The sequence below is a fragment of the Sphingosinithalassobacter sp. CS137 genome (assembly GCF_014334115.1).
In the GTDB taxonomy this organism is placed as follows: domain Bacteria; phylum Pseudomonadota; class Alphaproteobacteria; order Sphingomonadales; family Sphingomonadaceae; genus Sphingomonas.
This window is the reverse complement of sequence record NZ_CP060494.1, coordinates 909608-924451: the sequence shown is the minus strand read 5'-3', so window position 1 is coordinate 924451 and position 14844 is coordinate 909608. Positions and strand designations below refer to the sequence as shown.

Genomic DNA, 14844 nt, shown 5'->3' with positions numbered 1-14844 from the left:
GCTCTTCCTGTCCCGTCCTTGAGGCGATGAAACGCTGATGTGCGGCATCGCCGGCCTCTATTATCCCGCCACGCCCAAGCCGGTCGACCCGGCGCGCGTGGATGCGATGACGACGGCGCTCGCCCATCGCGGACCCGACGGGGCGGGGGTGTGGACTGCGCCCGGCGTGGGTCTCGGCCATCGCCGGCTCGCGATCATCGATCTGGAAAGCGGCGCGCAGCCGATGGCGACGCCCGATCTGTCGCTCGTCACTGTCTTCAACGGCGAGATCTACAATTTCCGCGAAGTGCGTGCCGAGCTGGAGGCGCTGGGCGCCCGGTTCGAGACGCACAGCGATACCGAAGTGCTGCTGCACGGCTGGCGCGCGTGGGGGCCCGATCTGCTCGAGCGGCTGAACGGCATGTTCGCCTTCGCGCTCTACGACGCGCAGCGCCGCAGCCTCTTCCTCGCGCGCGACCGATTCGGAGTGAAGCCGCTTCACTATGCTGAATTGTCCGACGGCGCGGTCGCCTTCGCCTCCGAGCTCAAGGGGCTGCTCGCGCACCCGCTGTTCCGCCGCAGCCCCGATTTCCGCGCCGTCGAGGATTACATGGGCCTCGGCTATGTGCCCGATGACGCGTCGCTGCTTGCGGGCGTGAAGAAGCTCCCGGCCGGGCACTTCCTGCTGCTCGAGCGCGGCAAGCCCGTGCCGGCGCCGGTGCGCTGGTTCGATGTCGACTTCTCGAACCGCGCGACCGGCAAGCCGCGCGATCTCGAGGCCGAGCTGATCGACCGGATGCGCGCGGCGGTGCGTAGCCGGATGGTGGCGGACGTGCCGCTGGGCGCCTTCCTCTCGGGCGGAGTCGACAGTTCGGCGGTGGTCGCGCTGATGGCGGAGGCGAGCAAGGCCGCGGTCAAGACCTGCACCATCGGCTTCGACGAGGCCGATCATGACGAGACCGCGTATGCGCAGCGCGTCGCCGAGCGATTCGCCACGCGCCACCACAGCCGCATGGTCGCGTCGGACGATTTCGCGCTGATCGACACATTGGTCGCCGCGTTCGACGAGCCGTTCGCCGACGCCTCGGCGCTGCCGACCTATCGCGTGTGCGCGCTGGCGCGGGAAAGCGTGACGGTGGCGCTATCGGGCGACGGGGCGGACGAAGCGTTCGCCGGCTATCGGCGCTACCGTTTCCACGCCGCCGAGGAGCGGGTGCGCGACCTGCTGCCGCAGCGTTTTCGCGAGCCGGTGTTCGGCACGCTGGGGCGTCTCTACCCCAAGGCCGATTGGGCGCCGCGCCCGTTCCGCGCGAAGACGACGCTGCTCGCGCTCGCCGAGGGGGGCGAGTTCGCCTATCCCAAGGCGGTCGGCGTCACGCACCCCGGGCTTCGCCGCCGGCTCTACACCGAACGCGCGATGGCTGCGCTGGGCGGCCACCGCGCCGAGCAGCGCTATGTCGAGGCGATGCGCCAGGCGCCGGCGCGCACCGGCCTCGATCGCGCGCAATATGCCGATATCCGACACTGGCTGCCCGGCGACATCCTGACCAAGGTCGATCGCGCGAGCATGGCAGTGAGTCTCGAGGCGCGCGAGCCGCTGCTCGATCACCGCCTCGTGCAGTTCGCTGCCACCTTGCCGCCGTCGCTCCGCATCAAGTCGGGGCAGGGCAAGTGGCTGATGAAGAAGGTGCTCGAACCCTATCTGCCGAACGAGATCCTCTATCGGCCGAAAATGGGGTTCGTCACGCCGGTGAGTGCCTGGTTCCGAAAGGCGCTCGCCGAGGAAGCGGCGCGGCTCGCCCAGTCGCGCATGCTCAAGGACAGCGGCTGGTTCGATCTGGAGGTCGTCGGCACGCTCGCTGCCGACCACCGCGCGGGCCGCGCCGAGCACGGCCGCACGCTGTGGCAGCTGCTGATGCTCGAACGCAGTCTGACGCGGCTGTTCGGCTGAACCTCAGCGCCGGCGGCGCATCCGCCGCGCGACGCCCATCGCGACCACGCCACCGCCCAGCAGCACGATCGTGCCCGGCTCGGGCACCGACGTCGGCGACCCGCCGCCGTGATTGCCGTGGCCGCCGCCACCATGGCCACCGCCGCCGGGGCCGCCGGGAACCTTGTCCATCGCCAGGGCCGTGCCCGGGATCGCTGCCAATACTGCGGCGGCAATGATAAAGCGCTTGCGCATCTGCGTCTCCTTCGCTGCTGTCGCGGGAAGGAGCACGCAGGACCAGTGCCAGAACGCGGTTTCCACACGAAAGCGGGCGCATCGCTGGTTAACGCGTCCGAGCCGAGGATGGTTACTGTCAGATTACCCGACAGTGCCGGCGCGCCGGGGGAACGAAGGCGCGGTGCCGCGCTTTGCATCGCATGGGCGCTCGGCTATGGCGCTCGCCAAATCTCACCCAAGTTCGGAGAGCTCCCACGTGAAGGACGTTCTGGTAATCGGTGCGGGCGGCGTCGCCTCGGTCGCGGTCCACAAAATGGCCAAGAATCCCGATCTGTTCGGCAAGATCACCGTCGCCAGCCGTCGCCAGTTCAAGTGCGACGAAATCGCAAAGTCGGTGAAGGAGCGTTTCGGCGCCGACATCGCCACCGCGCAGGTCGATGCCGACGACATCGACCAGACGGCGGCGCTGATCGAGAAGGTGAAGCCGGCGCTCGTCGTCAACCTGGCGCTGCCCTATCAGGATCTGTCGATCATGGAGGCCTGCCTCAAGACCGGCGTCCACTATCTCGACACGGCGAACTACGAGCCGCGCGACGAGGCGAAGTTCCAGTATAGCTGGCAATGGGACTATCACGACCGTTTCAAGCAGGCGGGGCTGATGGCGCTGCTCGGCTCGGGCTTCGATCCGGGCGTCACCAGCGTTTTCGCCATGTACATCAGGAAGCATCTGCTCGACCGGATCGAGACGCTCGACATCCTCGACTGCAACGGCGGCGATCACGGCCAGCATTTCGCGACCAACTTCAATCCCGAGATCAACATCCGCGAGATCACGGCGCCGGCGCGCCACTATCAGGACGGCGAATGGGTCGAAACGCCCGCGCTCGAAAAGCGTCAGGTGTTCAACTTCGACGAAGTCGGCACCAAGAACATGTACCTCATGTACCATGAGGAGCTGGAAAGCCTCGCCAAGCATCTGCCCGAGATCAAGCGCATCCGCTTCTGGATGACCTTCGGCGAGCAGTATCTTACGCATCTCAAGGTGCTGCAGAACGTCGGCATGACCTCGATCGAGCCGATCCTCTACGAAGGCCGCGAGATCGTGCCGCTCCAGTTCCTGAAGGCGGTGCTGCCCGAGCCCTCGACTCTCGGCACGACGACCAAGGGCAAGACCAACATCGGCGACATCGCCACCGGCGAGAAGGACGGCGCGCAGAAGACGGTCTATGTCTACAACATCTGCGACCATGAAAAGGCGTATGAGGAGACCGGCAACCAGGCGGTGAGCTACACCACCGGCGTTCCGGCGATGATCGGCGCCGCGCTGATGCTGAACGGCACTTGGAAGGGCGAGGGCGTGTTCAACATGGAACAGTTCGATCCCGATCCGTTCATGGACATGCTGAACGATCACGGCCTGCCCTGGCAGGTGAAGGAACTGCCCGAGCCTCTGCGGTTCTGATCGATCGACTCTCCCCCGCAAGGGGAAGGGCGACCATGCACGGCATGGTGGAGGGGGAGGAGCGCGAGTCCCTCCTTCGGTGGAGCGTCCCCTCCATCACCGCCTTCGCCGGCGGTTCCCCTCCCCGTACCGAGGAGGAAAGATGATGACCGATTCCCGCACCCATGCGCCCGCCATGACCACCAAGTCGGGTGGGGCGGGGGATTTCGTCCGGCTCGACCTCGATCGCGTGCCCTCGCCCTGCTTCGTGGTCGATCGGGCGGCGATCGAACGCAACCTGGCGGTGCTCGCCGACGTCCGCGATCGTGCCGGCATCAAGCTCCTGCTGGCGCTCAAGGCTTTCTCGATGTGGTCGCTCGCCGATCTCGTCGGCGAATATCTCGACGGCGTGGCGACTTCCGGGCTGTGGGAGGCGCGGCTCGGCCGCTCCTATTTCCGCGGCGAGGTCGCCACCTATTGCGCCGGCTACAAGGCCGATGAGATGGACGAGGTGTTCGCGCTCTCCGATCACGTCATCTTCAATTCGCCCGGTCAGGCCGCGCGGTTCCGCGAGGCGGCGGCCGCCGCGCGCGCGCGTGGCGAGACGTTCGACATCGGCCTGCGCCTCAATCCGATGCACTCGGAAGGCGAAGTCGCCAAATATGATCCCGCCCAGCCGCATTCGCGGCTCGGTCATCCCGCCGACCAGCTGCGCCCCGAGCATCTCGAGGGGATCGACGGCATCCATATCCATGCCCTGTGCGAGCAGGATTTCCCGCCGCTCCGCCGCACCTGGGAAGCGCTGAAGCCGCGGCTCGCCCCCTATCTCGGGCAGCTCAAATGGCTCAACTTCGGCGGCGGCCATCATATCACCCGCGCTGACTATCAGCGCGACGATCTGGTCGATTTTCTGAAGCAGGTGCGCGCCGAGACCGGCTGCGACGTGATCCTCGAACCCGGCGAGGCGATCGCGCTCGATGCGGGCGTGCTCGTGGGCGAGTTCGTCGACGTGTTCGACAACGGCATGCCGATCGGCGTGCTCGACATCTCAGCGACCTGCCACATGCCCGATGTGATCGAGGCGCCCTATCGTCCCGCGCTGCTGGGCGAACCGGCCGACGGCGGCGTGCTGGTCCGGCTCGGCGGACCGAGCTGTCTCGCCGGCGACATTCTCGGCGACTTCCGTTTCGCCGCGCGGCCCGAGCCCGGCGAGCGGATCGCCTTCCTCGATCAGGCACATTATTCGATGGTGAAGACGACTACCTTCAACGGCGTCCCGCTGCCGTCGATCGCGCTCTGGGACAGCCGCGACGACAGCCTGGAGATCGTCCGCGAATTCGGCTGGGAAACGTTCCGGGACCGGCTGAGCTAGCGCCTGCGCGCAAAGCGGTCTCCGATCGTCAGCAGTACCAGCAGCGCCGCCAGCCCCGCGCCGATCGCAATCGAGGTCCAGCGCACGGGCGAGATCAGCTCGCCGATGTCCTTCGCGGCGCCGATCACGCCCAGCAGCGCCAGCGCCAGCAGGATGCGGTTGGTCCGCGCCTGCCCATAGCTGCCCTTCAGATTGGATACGTCCTCGATCAGCGCCTCGATCCGATCGACCGTTTCATGGGTGCGCTGGAAGCGCGCATCGGTCCCCATCGACTGCTGCACCGCCGCCAGCGCCTCGCGCTCGCGCGGGTAGCGAAAGAGATTGCCCGATCGATAGATCGATGCCCAGCGGAACAGCGTCAGCCGGCGCTCGAGATTGCGTTCGATGATCCGGTTGCCCGACCCGAAGAAGTGGATTGCGGTGTCGAGCACTTGCGCCACGTCCGACATCGGCTCGGATCGTGCCGCGATCCGATCGGCGTCGTAGAGCATCCTGTCGAGCTGCGCTTCCATGTCGCATACGATCAGCTCGTCGTGCGTCGCCACCAGCCATTTCAGCAGCAGATAGGGGCAGGTGCCGATTTCCGGGCGCTTCGCATTGAAGGTGCGCCAGCTCTTGGCGACTTCCATCAGAAAGCACGGATGCACGTACATCGCTGATTCGACCGAGCGGTAGGTCGCGCGCGTCGAGTCATGGACTTCCGATTCGTCCTGATAGGGAAAGTCGGGAATCCCCTGCGCCAGGCCGGCGAAGACGAGCAGACTGCGCGCGAAATCGTCGTCCGTACCGCGATGCGGCGGCTGCGCCCCGGGCGGCGACGCCGCGATCGCCTTCTCCCATTCGGCGTCGATCAGGCTGGTTCCCGATCCCTGGCCGCGATCGCCATCGAACAGTCGCTCGGCGCGCTGCGCGGTGTCGAGCAGCCGCTCATCCTCGATCGCGACGCACAGGCTGCGCAGCGCATCGGGCGCGAGCGGCCTGCGCCGGTCCTGCGGGCGGAGCAGGCCGTGCCGGCGCAGGATGCTGGCGACTCCGTTCGGGGCTTCCACTGCCTCCGCTTCCAGCAGCTGCAACCGCCGTTCCGCCAGCGCGAGAAGCGACAAGGGCGGACGGCCGGTTTCCGCCTCCCACTCGAATCCGAGATACTCGGCATCGTCGATCCGAAGCTCCGGCTCGATCGCGAGCTGCTGGAGCTGGAGCACGCCATATTCGTCGAGCGAATCGACCGGATCGAGCGGCTGAGTGAGCGTCAGCACATAGAAGATCCGGCCGCTCTCGAAGACGCAGAAACCGTCCTGCAGGCGCAGCGCTGTTCGTCGCGCCGCGTCGGGGACGTGGAGCTCGGTGCATTTGCCTTCGAACTCGTAGCGCCAGCATTCGGGCCGGATCAGCGTCAGCCGCCGCTCGGCGCTGTCGATCGCGCTTCCGCTCGCCGCGAAGATCAGCGGTCGGCCGTTGCTCCCGATGCCGCCGTTCGTCACGTCGTCGAGGAACGAGCGGAGCGGCTCGACCAGGCAGGCATGGGTGGCGCTGCCGGTTTCGCGCGCCAGCGCCGCCTGGATGTCGCGCAGGCGAAAGGCCGTGCGCGCCGGCTCGGTCCGGCGCCGCCCGACGCGCCAGCCGGCCGCCTTTTCCAACGTCAGTTCGAAGGCATAGCTGAACGCCGTTGCCCGCAGCTGGCCGAAGATCGGCACTTCGCGAAAGGTTCGACCGTCACTCGCCGCGGATTGTCTCTGAAGCTGCATCCTCGCCCCCCGGAGCGGAGCCTAGCGCCGCTCCCCCCGGTGTTCCAGCGCCACGAGTCGCTCGCGGAACCCGCCGGAGCCGTCCTGCGGAGGAACGCCGTGCAGCGCTTCGAGCAAGGGCGCCGGGTCGAGCAGTGCGACCGATGCTCCGCGTTGGCAGTCGGCATCAAGGGCGGTGAGCTGCCGCGAAACCTCGGCTACCGTGTCGATCGGGGCGCCCTTCAGCACCGAAATGGCGAAGAACCGGCGTAGATGGCCGCCCAGAACGCATGCCGACAGTGCATCCTCCGGCGCTCCGAGCACGGCATAGACCAAGCTGTCCTCGGGCGCGCGGTCGGGCGCGAGCGGCGGCTGAACATAGGGGAAGTCGACGATCCGCGCGCCCAGCCTTGCCCAGATGCGCAGCCGGTCGACCTGGTCGATCCCGGCGGCTTCGCTGTCGCGCACATAGTCCTCGGCGGTCATCCGGAACGGATCGTTCTGCTCGAGGAAGAGCAAGGGGGCCCCGCCCTCGCGAAAGCGCGCCGCCACTGCGCCACGGACCGCCGCCACCAGCGGTCGCAGCAGTCCGCGCCCGCGCGCCTCGGGCAGGAGGTAGACATAGTTGAGGTTGGCGGTGGCCTGCATGCGGCCGCGTCCGTCCGGGACGAGCGTCGCCAGCAGGTTCGCGCCGCCGACCGGCGCTCCGTTCACCTCGGCCAGCGCTACCCATTCGACGAACGGCCCGTACCGCGCCTCGATCGTCTTGCGTGCGTCGCCGTGGTTCAGTTCCAGGCACGCGCGCAGCCCGGCTTCGTCCTCCTTCTCGTCAGGCAGGATGAAAGCACGGTCATACCCTGCGAAAAACGCATCGAAGACGGCGCCGTTGCCGCGATCGGACGTGCGAAGCGTCAGCTGGGGAAGGGAATCCGCCATTGCCGTCGGCATAGGAGAGAGCGGGGCGGTTGCGAAGCCTTGCGCATCCAACCGCCCCGTCCTGGGCCCTCAGCGTGCGCCGATGCGCACCACATTGTCGGCCGGCTCCTCATAGGCGCCGTCATAGAGCGACTCCATCGGTTCGTCCCCGACGATCACCGTCGCGTCCGAGCCGAAGCCGTTGAACGCGGTCCGCATCGCCGAGCCATAGGCCCCGAGCATGCCGATCTCGATATAGTCGCCCGCGCGGATGTCCGCCGGCAGATCGAACGGTCCCGCCATATGGTCGAGATCGTCGCAGGTCGGGCCATAGAAGCTGAACGCCATGTCCTTCGCGCGCGACTCCTCGTCGCGCAGCAGCCGAACCGGAAAGCGCCAGCCGATATGCGCCGCGTCGAACAGCGCGCCATAGGCGCCGTCGTTGATGTACAGCTCGTCGCCGCGGCGCTTCTCGACGCGGACGATCAGCGAGCTGTATTCGGCGCACAGCGCGCGGCCCGGCTCGGCCCACAGTTCGGCCGAATAGCTGATCGGCAGATCCTCGAAGGTGCGGTGGATCGTCTCGAAATAGCGCTCGAGCGGCGGGGGCTCCATGCCGGGATAGCTCGACGGGAAACCGCCGCCGACGTCGATGACGTCGACCAGCACCGATGCCTCGACGATCGCGATGCGCACGCGCTCCATCGCCTGCGCATAGGCGTCGGGCGACATCGCCTGGCTGCCGACATGGAAGCACACGCCCAGCGAATCGGCTGCCTGGCGCGCCGCCTGGAGCAGTTCCTTCGCCTCGCCCTGGCCCGCGCCGAACTTCGCCGCGAGGCTCAGCTTGGAAAGGTCCGACGAGACGCGCAGCCGCACGCAGAGCGTCAGATCCTCGGCGCCGCGCGTGGCGCGGACGATCTTCTCCAGCTCTTCCATCGTATCGAGCGAGAAGACGCGCACGCCGTGCTGGAAATAGGCTTCCTCGATCGCCTCGACTGCCTTCACCGGGTGCATGAAGCACAAGGTGGCGTCGGGAAGCGTCCGCGCGACCATTCGCACTTCGCCGATCGACGCCACGTCATAGTGCGTGATGCCGTTGTCCCAGAGGATCTCGATCAGTTCGGGCGAGGGATTGGCCTTCACGGCATACATCGACCGGCCCGGAAACTTCTCGACGAAGAATCGGGCTGCCCGTGCCGCGGCATGCGGACGGACGAGCGTGACCGGCTCCACCGGGCACGTCACAGCGATGTCGTAGCCGCTACCGGCTTCGATACGGGCGGTAGCTAGCCCCAGCGCGCGATGATGCTTGGCCAATTCAAGGGACCTCCAACGGGTAGTTCGACACAAAAGCTGCCTTGCGGTTGGAAGTCCCATGGGGCAGCGGATGCGCCACATAGGGGCGCCACTCCCCTATGTAAAGTGTGTAGGGTGCCGGAGTTTCATTGCGAGGGCGAACCGTGACGATCGTGCGACAACCGACCCGCGCCGGCGTGCGCGATGCTGCGGCGAAAGTCGCGGCAATCCTGCCCCCTTCTCCGGTGCTGACCGCACCAGTTGGGGGCGAAATCATCGCTTTCAAGGCCGAGTGCCTGCAACCGATCGGCGCGTTCAAGCTGCGTGGTGCCTGGCACCGGCTGACCGCGCTCGACGAAGCGGCGCGCGAAAAGGGAGTGGTCGCCTTCTCCTCGGGCAACCATGCGCAAGGTGTCGCCTGGGCGGCGAAGCGGCTCGGCATCCCCGCGGTGATCGTGATGCCCGCCGACGCGCCCGCGGTGAAGCGCGAGGCAACGCTGGCGCTGGGTGCGGAGATCGTCGCCTATGACCGCGCGACCGAGAGTCGCGAGAAAATCGCTGCGCATCTCGCCCATGCGCGCGGCGCCACGCTCGTTCCCAGCTTCGACGATGCCTGGGTGATCGAGGGGCAGGGGAGCGCCGGGATCGAAGCCGCCGCCCAGATGAGCGCGATGGGGCTCGGCGCGCCCGCGCAAATCCTCACTCCCTGTGGTGGCGGCGGTCTGGCGGCGGGGCTCGCGCTTGCGCTCCCCGATGCGGAAATGACGGTGGTCGAACCCGAAGGCTGGGACGACATGCGCCGCAGCCTCGAATCGGGCTGGATCGAGCCGGTCGGCCCGAACCCGCCGCCTACTGCGTGCGACGCGCTCCAGACGAAGGAGGTTTCGCCGCTCACCTTCGGCGTTCTGGCGAATCGCGGAGTCGCTGGGTTGGCGGTCAGCGAGGCCGAAGTGCGCGCTGCGCAGCGCTGGGCTGCCCGCAACCTGCGCGTCGTGGTGGAACCGGGCGGCGCCGTCGCACTCGCCGCGCTGCTCGCGGGCAAGGCGGAGCCGAAGGCGGGAATGCTGGTGATCCTCTCTGGCGGCAACGTCGATCCCGCCGCCTATGGTGCAGTGCTGTCGAGCGGCGAGCCCGTGCGCACCGCTGCACGCGCCGAGGAGAATCCGGCATGACCGGCGAACTTTCCCCGCTCGCCAGCACCACAATGGCGCTTGCCGTGCTGGCGGTCTTCGCGCTTGCCGGGGGCGGCAGCTGGATGATCGCGAAGCAGCATGACCGGACCAAGGGCGTGCTGATGCTGGTCTGCGCCGCCGTGGTGCTCGGCAATGTGCTGATCTGGGTGGTCTAGCCTCGGCGTCAGCCTGAGGGCTGGTTCGCCGGGCTCGGGGGGCGTTGCGCCGCGATCCGCCGCAGCAGCCGAAGATGGAACAGGTGGACCAGAAGGAAGGTGCCGCCCATCGCGCCGATGCCCTTCAGCCCGCGTTCGCTGCCCTCGGGCACCAGCAGCGCGAGCAGCAGCATCAGCGGCAGCGCCACGGCGGGGATGAACCAGAGCAGCATGCGTCGCGCGGCAGGCTGCACCGTGCCCGGCATCGACCGAAGCGTGCGGCCCGCGAGCAGCGACAGGCCGCCGGTGAGCCCCAACGTCGCCGCCGTCAGCGCCAGCCCGGCGCCGGTCACCGGATCGGCGAGTTCGGGTCGAGCCGCATGTCGAGATAGTTGTCGACGCTGCCCATCAGCTGATCCATCTCGTCCTGGAAGAAGTGATTGGCGCCCGGGATGGTGTCGTGATGAATGGTGATGTGCTTCTGGGTGCGCAGCTTGTCGACCAGCTTCTGCGTAGCGCCCGGGGTCGCGACTTCGTCATTCTCGCCCTGGATGATGATGCCCGAGCTGGGGCAGGGCGCCAGGAAAGTGAAGTCGTACATGTTCGCCGGCGGCGCGATCGAGATGAAGCCCCGGATCTCCGGGCGCCGCATCAGCAGCTGCATGCCGATCCAAGCACCGAAGCTGAAGCCGGCGACCCAGGTGGTCGATGCTTCGGGGTGGAAGCTCTGCACCCAGTCGAGCGCGCTCGCCGCATCGGATAGCTCGCCGACGCCATTGTCGAACGTGCCCTGGCTCTTGCCCACGCCGCGGAAGTTGAACCGCAGCGTCGCGAAGCCGCGGCGCTGGAACGTCTTATAGAGTTCCTGCACGATGCGGTTGTTCATCGTGCCGCCCGACGAGGGGTGCGGGTGCAGGATCATCGCCACCGGCGCGCGCGGCTTGGGAGCGGGGGCGAAACGGCCTTCGAGGCGGCCTTCGGGGCCGGGAAAAATGACTTCGGGCAAGGCGGACCTGCTGGGCTGCGGCGCTGTGGCGCGGGATGAGGTTGGGGCTATATAGGCGCGACCATCGTCCGCGCAAATGCCTGGAGTTGCCGCTTGGCCACCGACCGTCTCTATCTCGATCATGCCGCCACCACCCCGCTGCTCACCGAGTCTCGCGAATCGGTAGCGCAGGGGCTGGCGGCATGGGCGAATCCGTCCTCGCCCTACACCGAGGGCCGCGCAGCGCGCAGCGCGCTGGAGGACGCGCGCCGTCGCATCGCCGCCGCCTATGGCTGGTCGCACGAAACGATCCTGACGAGCGGCGCGAGCGAGGCCGTCGCGCTGGCGCAGGGACGTGCGAAGGTCGCCACGCGTCTCATCAGCGCGATCGAGCATCCGGCGGTGCGCCGCGCCTCGGGCGGGGCGCCGCAGCTTGCCGTTGGTGCCGATGGCCGGCTGGTGCTCGCCGCGCTCGAAGCCGAGCTCGCGCAGGCCGAGGGACCGGTGCTGCTGACGCTGCAATGGGCGAACAACGAAACCGGCGTGCTGCAGCCGGTCGCCGAAGCCGCCGCGCTGGTTCACGCCGCCGGTGGGCTGGTGATGGTCGATGCCGCGCAGATGCCGGCGGGCTGGGACGAGGGCGTGATCGCCGACCATGCCGATTTCGTCGCCGTCTCGGCGCACAAGCGCGGCGGCCCGCCCGGCATGGGGGCGCTGCTGGTGCGCGATCTCGCCACGCTCACTCCCGGCGGCGGGCAGGAAAAGGGCTATCGCGGCGGGACGGAGAATCTCCCGGGAGCACTCGGCTTCGCGGCTGCGCTGGAGGTGGCGGAGGACCGCGCGGCGATGGCCGCGCTGCGCACGCGCCTCGACAGCGCGATCGAAGCGGCGGGGGGCGAGACGGTCGCGCGCGATGCGCCGCGCTCGCCTGCGATCGCCGGCTATCGCATGTCCGGCGTCGCCGCGGCGGTGCAGCTCGTCCGCTTCGACATGGCGGGAATCGCGATTTCCTCGGGCAGTGCCTGTTCGTCGGGCAGCGTGAAGCCCAGCCATGTGCTGAGCGCAATGGGCTGGGACGAGGCGGCGGCGCGTGAAGTGATCCGCGTCAGCTTCGGCCGCGGCACCACCGCCGCCGACGTCGATCGCTTCGCGCAGGCCTGGAGCGCGATCGCCCGCGACGTTCGGGATCGCGCCGCGTGATCTATCTCGACTATCAGGCGACGACGCCGCTCGCGCCCGAGGCGCTGGCGGCGATGCTGCCCTGGCTCGAGACGCAGCACGCCAATCCCCATTCGCCGCACGCGCCCGGCCGCGCCGCCGCCGCCGTCGTCGAAGCGGCGCGTGATCGGGTGGCGGCGCTGCTGCCGCCGGGAGGCACGCTCGCCTTCACCAGCGGCGCGACCGAGGCGCTCAACTGGGCGCTGAAGGGCGCCGCGCCCGGCCGCATCGTCACTCAGGCGACCGAGCATGCCGCCGTGCTCGACACGGTTGAGGCGCTGCGCGCGCAGGGGCGCGAGGTGGTGGTGCTGCCGGTCGATGGCGACGGTATCGTCGATCTCGACGCCGCGCGCGAGGCGATTGCCCCCGGCACCGCGCTGATCGCGTGCATGCTGGTCAACAACGAGATCGGAACGATCCAGCCGGTCGGCGAACTCGCGCGGCTGGCGCATGAAGTCGGCGCGCTGATGCTGTGCGACGCGGTGCAGGGCTATGGGCGCGTGACGATTCCCGAAGGCCCCGATCTGATCGCGCTGTCGGCGCACAAGATCCACGGGCCGAAGGGGGTCGGTGCGCTGTGGATCCGCGACGGCGTGGCGCTCGCGCCGCTGCTGCACGGCGGCGGGCAGGAGAAGGCGGGTCGCTCGGGCACGCTCAGCCCCGCGCTCTGCGCCGGTTTCGGCGCGGCGGCGAAGCTGATGGCCGAGCGGCGCGCGGACGACGACGCCCATGTCCGCCGCCTGTTCGACCATGCGCTCGATCGCCTGACCGGGTGGCGGCTCAACGGCTCCGCCACCGCGCGCTATCGCGGCAATCTCAACCTCCGCCGCGACGGGCTCGACGTCGCGCGGCTGATGTCCGACCTGCGCGACATCGCCTTTTCCGCCGGCTCGGCCTGTGCCAGTGGCTCGGGCCGGTCGAGCCATGTGCTGCGCGCGATCGGCCTTTCTGAAGCGCAGGCGCGGTCGAGCATCCGGCTCGGCTTCGGCCGCTACACCACGCAAGAGGAATGGATGACCGCGCTCGACCGCATCGACGCCGCCGCCGCCGCGCAGAAAGTCGCGGCATGACTCGCATCCGCTTCGTCGCGCGCGACGGCAGCGTCCAGCAAGTCGACGCACCCGATGGCGAGCGGCTGCTCGAGGTCGCGCAGAACGTCGGCCAGCCGCTCGAGGGCACCTGCGAGGGCCAGATGGCCTGCTCGACCTGCCACGTCATCGTCGACGCGAAGGATTTCGATCGCCTCGCGCCGCCCAGCGAGGAGGAGGAGGACATGCTCGATCTCGCGCTCGGTGCCACGCGCACCAGCCGGCTCGCCTGCCAGATCGAAGTCGCGCCCGAGCTCGACGGCTTGACCGTTCACTTGCCGCCCGAACATCGCGACATGCAGGGCCGCTGAGACCGTGCGCTCCGTGCATATCGGCCGCCGCGATCTGATCGTTCGCGCCGCGCTGCTCGCGCTGGCCGGATGCGCGCGCCCGACCGCTGCTGCCGCAGCCGGTCCGCTCGCCGCGATCCGCGAGCGGACCGGCGGCCGCCTCGGCGTGGCTGCGCTCGATACCGGCAGCGGCAGGCGGATCGGACTCGATGCCGACGGCCGCTACGCGATGTGCTCCACCTTCAAGCTGCCGCTCGCCGCCGCCGTGCTGCGCGAGGTCGAGCGCGGCGCGCTCTCGCTCGACACGCCGATCCGCTTCGGCGCCGACGATCTCGTTCCCTATGCGCCGGTGATCGAGGCGAATCTCGCCGCGGGCACGCTCACCGTCGCCGAACTATGCGCAGCGGCGGTGACGGTGAGCGACAATGTCGCGGCCAATCTGCTGCTGCGACTGATCGGCGGACCGGCGGCGATGACCGCTTTCTTCCGCGATGCCGGTGACGCCGCGAGCCGGCTCGACCGCTGGGAGCCCGATCTCAACACCAATCTGCCCGGCGATCCGCGCGATACCACCACGCCCGCCGCGATGCTGGTGACGGCCGAGCGGTTGCTGCTCGGCGACATGCTTTCCCCTGGCTCTCGCGCACGTCTCGCAGACTGGATGACCGCCTGCCGCACCGGGCTGAACCGGCTGCGCGCCGGCTTCCCGCCCGAATGGCGCGCCGGCGACAAGACCGGCACCAGCGGCAACGGCGCCGCCAACGACGTCGCCATCGCCTGGCCGCCGAACCGCGCGCCGATCCTGATCGCCTGCTACGTCGATTCGCCCGATGCGAGCCCCGAGCAGCGCGACCGCACCCATGCCGATGTCGCGCGCGCGGTGGTGCAGGTGTTCGCATGACATTGCGTTTCGCGGCGCGCGCGCCTATCTCGCGCCCGGGAGTCGGGCGGACGTAACTGTCGCCAACCCGGTCAGGTCCGGAAGGAAGCAGCCGTAACGACCGCGTTGCGGGTCGTTCCGGCTCCCACCTCAGTCTCA

General features: G+C 68.7%; 15 protein-coding genes and 1 other RNA gene. 10 read left to right on the top strand and 6 right to left on the bottom strand.

The window, feature by feature from the left end; translation table 11 throughout:
- Positions 1-37 precede the first annotated feature (37 nt).
- Positions 38-1930 carry an XrtA/PEP-CTERM system amidotransferase gene (locus H7V21_RS04305; protein ID WP_188055601.1) on the top strand — a complete coding sequence of 631 codons (1893 nt, stop codon included), beginning with the start codon at positions 38-40 and terminating at the stop codon, positions 1928-1930.
- Positions 1931-1933: 3 nt separating this feature from the next.
- Here H7V21_RS04305 and H7V21_RS04300 read toward each other — a convergent pair whose 3' ends face one another.
- The gene (locus H7V21_RS04300; RefSeq protein WP_188055598.1) at positions 1934-2164 is read right to left on the bottom strand and encodes a PEP-CTERM sorting domain-containing protein; all 231 of its coding nucleotides are present in this window, start codon (positions 2162-2164) and stop codon (positions 1934-1936) included.
- Positions 2165-2402: 238 nt separating this feature from the next.
- Here H7V21_RS04300 and H7V21_RS04295 point away from each other — a divergent pair, with 238 nt between their 5' ends.
- Together H7V21_RS04295 and H7V21_RS04290 are read left to right on the top strand one after the other, a co-directional pair.
- Positions 2403-3608 carry a saccharopine dehydrogenase family protein gene (locus tag H7V21_RS04295; protein ID WP_188055597.1) on the top strand — a complete coding sequence of 402 codons (1206 nt, stop codon included), beginning with the start codon at positions 2403-2405 and terminating at the stop codon, positions 3606-3608.
- A gap of 175 nt (positions 3609-3783) precedes the next feature.
- On the top strand, positions 3784-4959 hold the full coding sequence (locus H7V21_RS04290; protein ID WP_188056351.1) for a carboxynorspermidine decarboxylase: 1176 nt from the start codon (positions 3784-3786) through the stop codon (positions 4957-4959).
- Here H7V21_RS04290 and H7V21_RS04285 read toward each other — a convergent pair.
- The 3 genes from H7V21_RS04285 to H7V21_RS04275 form a co-directional block, all read right to left on the bottom strand.
- The gene (locus H7V21_RS04285; protein WP_188055595.1) at positions 4956-6704 is read right to left on the bottom strand and encodes a hypothetical protein; all 1749 of its coding nucleotides are present in this window, start codon (positions 6702-6704) and stop codon (positions 4956-4958) included. The genes H7V21_RS04290 and H7V21_RS04285 overlap by 4 nt on opposite strands.
- Before the next feature lie 21 nt (positions 6705-6725).
- Positions 6726-7619, bottom strand: a complete 894-nt coding sequence (locus H7V21_RS04280) for a hypothetical protein (protein WP_188055593.1) — start codon at positions 7617-7619, stop codon at positions 6726-6728.
- Between the two features lie 69 nt (positions 7620-7688).
- Positions 7689-8918 carry a type III PLP-dependent enzyme gene (locus H7V21_RS04275; RefSeq protein WP_188055591.1) on the bottom strand — a complete coding sequence of 410 codons (1230 nt, stop codon included), beginning with the start codon at positions 8916-8918 and terminating at the stop codon, positions 7689-7691.
- Between the two features lie 143 nt (positions 8919-9061).
- Here H7V21_RS04275 and H7V21_RS04270 point away from each other — a divergent pair, with 143 nt between their 5' ends.
- Positions 9062-10069, top strand: a complete 1008-nt coding sequence (locus H7V21_RS04270; RefSeq protein ID WP_188055589.1) for a threonine/serine dehydratase — start codon at positions 9062-9064, stop codon at positions 10067-10069.
- On the top strand, positions 10066-10245 hold the full coding sequence (locus H7V21_RS04265; protein WP_188055587.1) for a hypothetical protein: 180 nt from the start codon (positions 10066-10068) through the stop codon (positions 10243-10245). The genes H7V21_RS04270 and H7V21_RS04265 overlap by 4 nt, the downstream gene beginning before the upstream one ends.
- An 8-nt stretch (positions 10246-10253) precedes the next feature.
- Here the strand turns inward: H7V21_RS04265 and H7V21_RS04260 are convergent, their stop codons facing one another.
- Positions 10254-10577 carry a hypothetical protein gene (locus H7V21_RS04260; protein ID WP_188055585.1) on the bottom strand — a complete coding sequence of 108 codons (324 nt, stop codon included), beginning with the start codon at positions 10575-10577 and terminating at the stop codon, positions 10254-10256.
- Complete coding sequence (locus H7V21_RS04255) at positions 10574-11230, bottom strand: alpha/beta hydrolase (protein WP_188055583.1); 657 nt, start codon at positions 11228-11230, stop codon at positions 10574-10576. The genes H7V21_RS04260 and H7V21_RS04255 overlap by 4 nt, the downstream gene beginning before the upstream one ends.
- A 93-nt stretch (positions 11231-11323) precedes the next feature.
- Between H7V21_RS04255 and H7V21_RS04250 the strand changes: the two genes are divergently transcribed.
- The 5 genes from H7V21_RS04250 (at position 11324) to ffs (ending at position 14838) form a co-directional block, all read left to right on the top strand.
- Positions 11324-12409, top strand: a complete 1086-nt coding sequence (locus H7V21_RS04250; protein WP_188055581.1) for a cysteine desulfurase family protein — start codon at positions 11324-11326, stop codon at positions 12407-12409.
- A complete protein-coding gene (locus H7V21_RS04245; protein ID WP_188055580.1) occupies positions 12406-13497 on the top strand; it encodes a cysteine desulfurase family protein in 1092 nt (363 codons plus the stop codon). The genes H7V21_RS04250 and H7V21_RS04245 overlap by 4 nt, the downstream gene beginning before the upstream one ends.
- Positions 13494-13826: a 2Fe-2S iron-sulfur cluster-binding protein gene (locus H7V21_RS04240; protein ID WP_188055578.1), complete on the top strand. Its 333-nt coding sequence runs from the start codon at positions 13494-13496 to the stop codon at positions 13824-13826. The genes H7V21_RS04245 and H7V21_RS04240 overlap by 4 nt, the downstream gene beginning before the upstream one ends.
- A 4-nt stretch (positions 13827-13830) precedes the next feature.
- The gene (bla, locus tag H7V21_RS04235; RefSeq protein ID WP_188055576.1) at positions 13831-14706 is read left to right on the top strand and encodes a class A beta-lactamase; all 876 of its coding nucleotides are present in this window, start codon (positions 13831-13833) and stop codon (positions 14704-14706) included.
- A 34-nt stretch (positions 14707-14740) separates the two neighbouring features.
- Positions 14741-14838, top strand: an RNA gene (ffs, locus tag H7V21_RS04230) — signal recognition particle sRNA small type.
- Positions 14839-14844 lie beyond the last annotated feature (6 nt).

Bases quoted from the DNA above. Each gene is read 5' to 3' on its own strand.
- H7V21_RS04305 (WP_188055601.1), top strand. From the start codon at position 38: ATGTGCGGCATCGCCGGCCTCTATTATCCCGCCACGCCCAAGCCGGTC.
- H7V21_RS04300 (WP_188055598.1), bottom strand. From the start codon at position 2,164: ATGCGCAAGCGCTTTATCATTGCCGCCGCAGTATTGGCAGCGATCCCG.
- H7V21_RS04240 (WP_188055578.1), top strand. From the start codon at position 13,494: ATGACTCGCATCCGCTTCGTCGCGCGCGACGGCAGCGTCCAGCAAGTC.
- H7V21_RS04285 (WP_188055595.1), bottom strand. From the start codon at position 6,704: ATGCAGCTTCAGAGACAATCCGCGGCGAGTGACGGTCGAACCTTTCGC.
- H7V21_RS04265 (WP_188055587.1), top strand. From the start codon at position 10,066: ATGACCGGCGAACTTTCCCCGCTCGCCAGCACCACAATGGCGCTTGCC.
- H7V21_RS04290 (WP_188056351.1), top strand. From the start codon at position 3,784: ATGACCACCAAGTCGGGTGGGGCGGGGGATTTCGTCCGGCTCGACCTC.
- H7V21_RS04280 (WP_188055593.1), bottom strand. From the start codon at position 7,619: ATGGCGGATTCCCTTCCCCAGCTGACGCTTCGCACGTCCGATCGCGGC.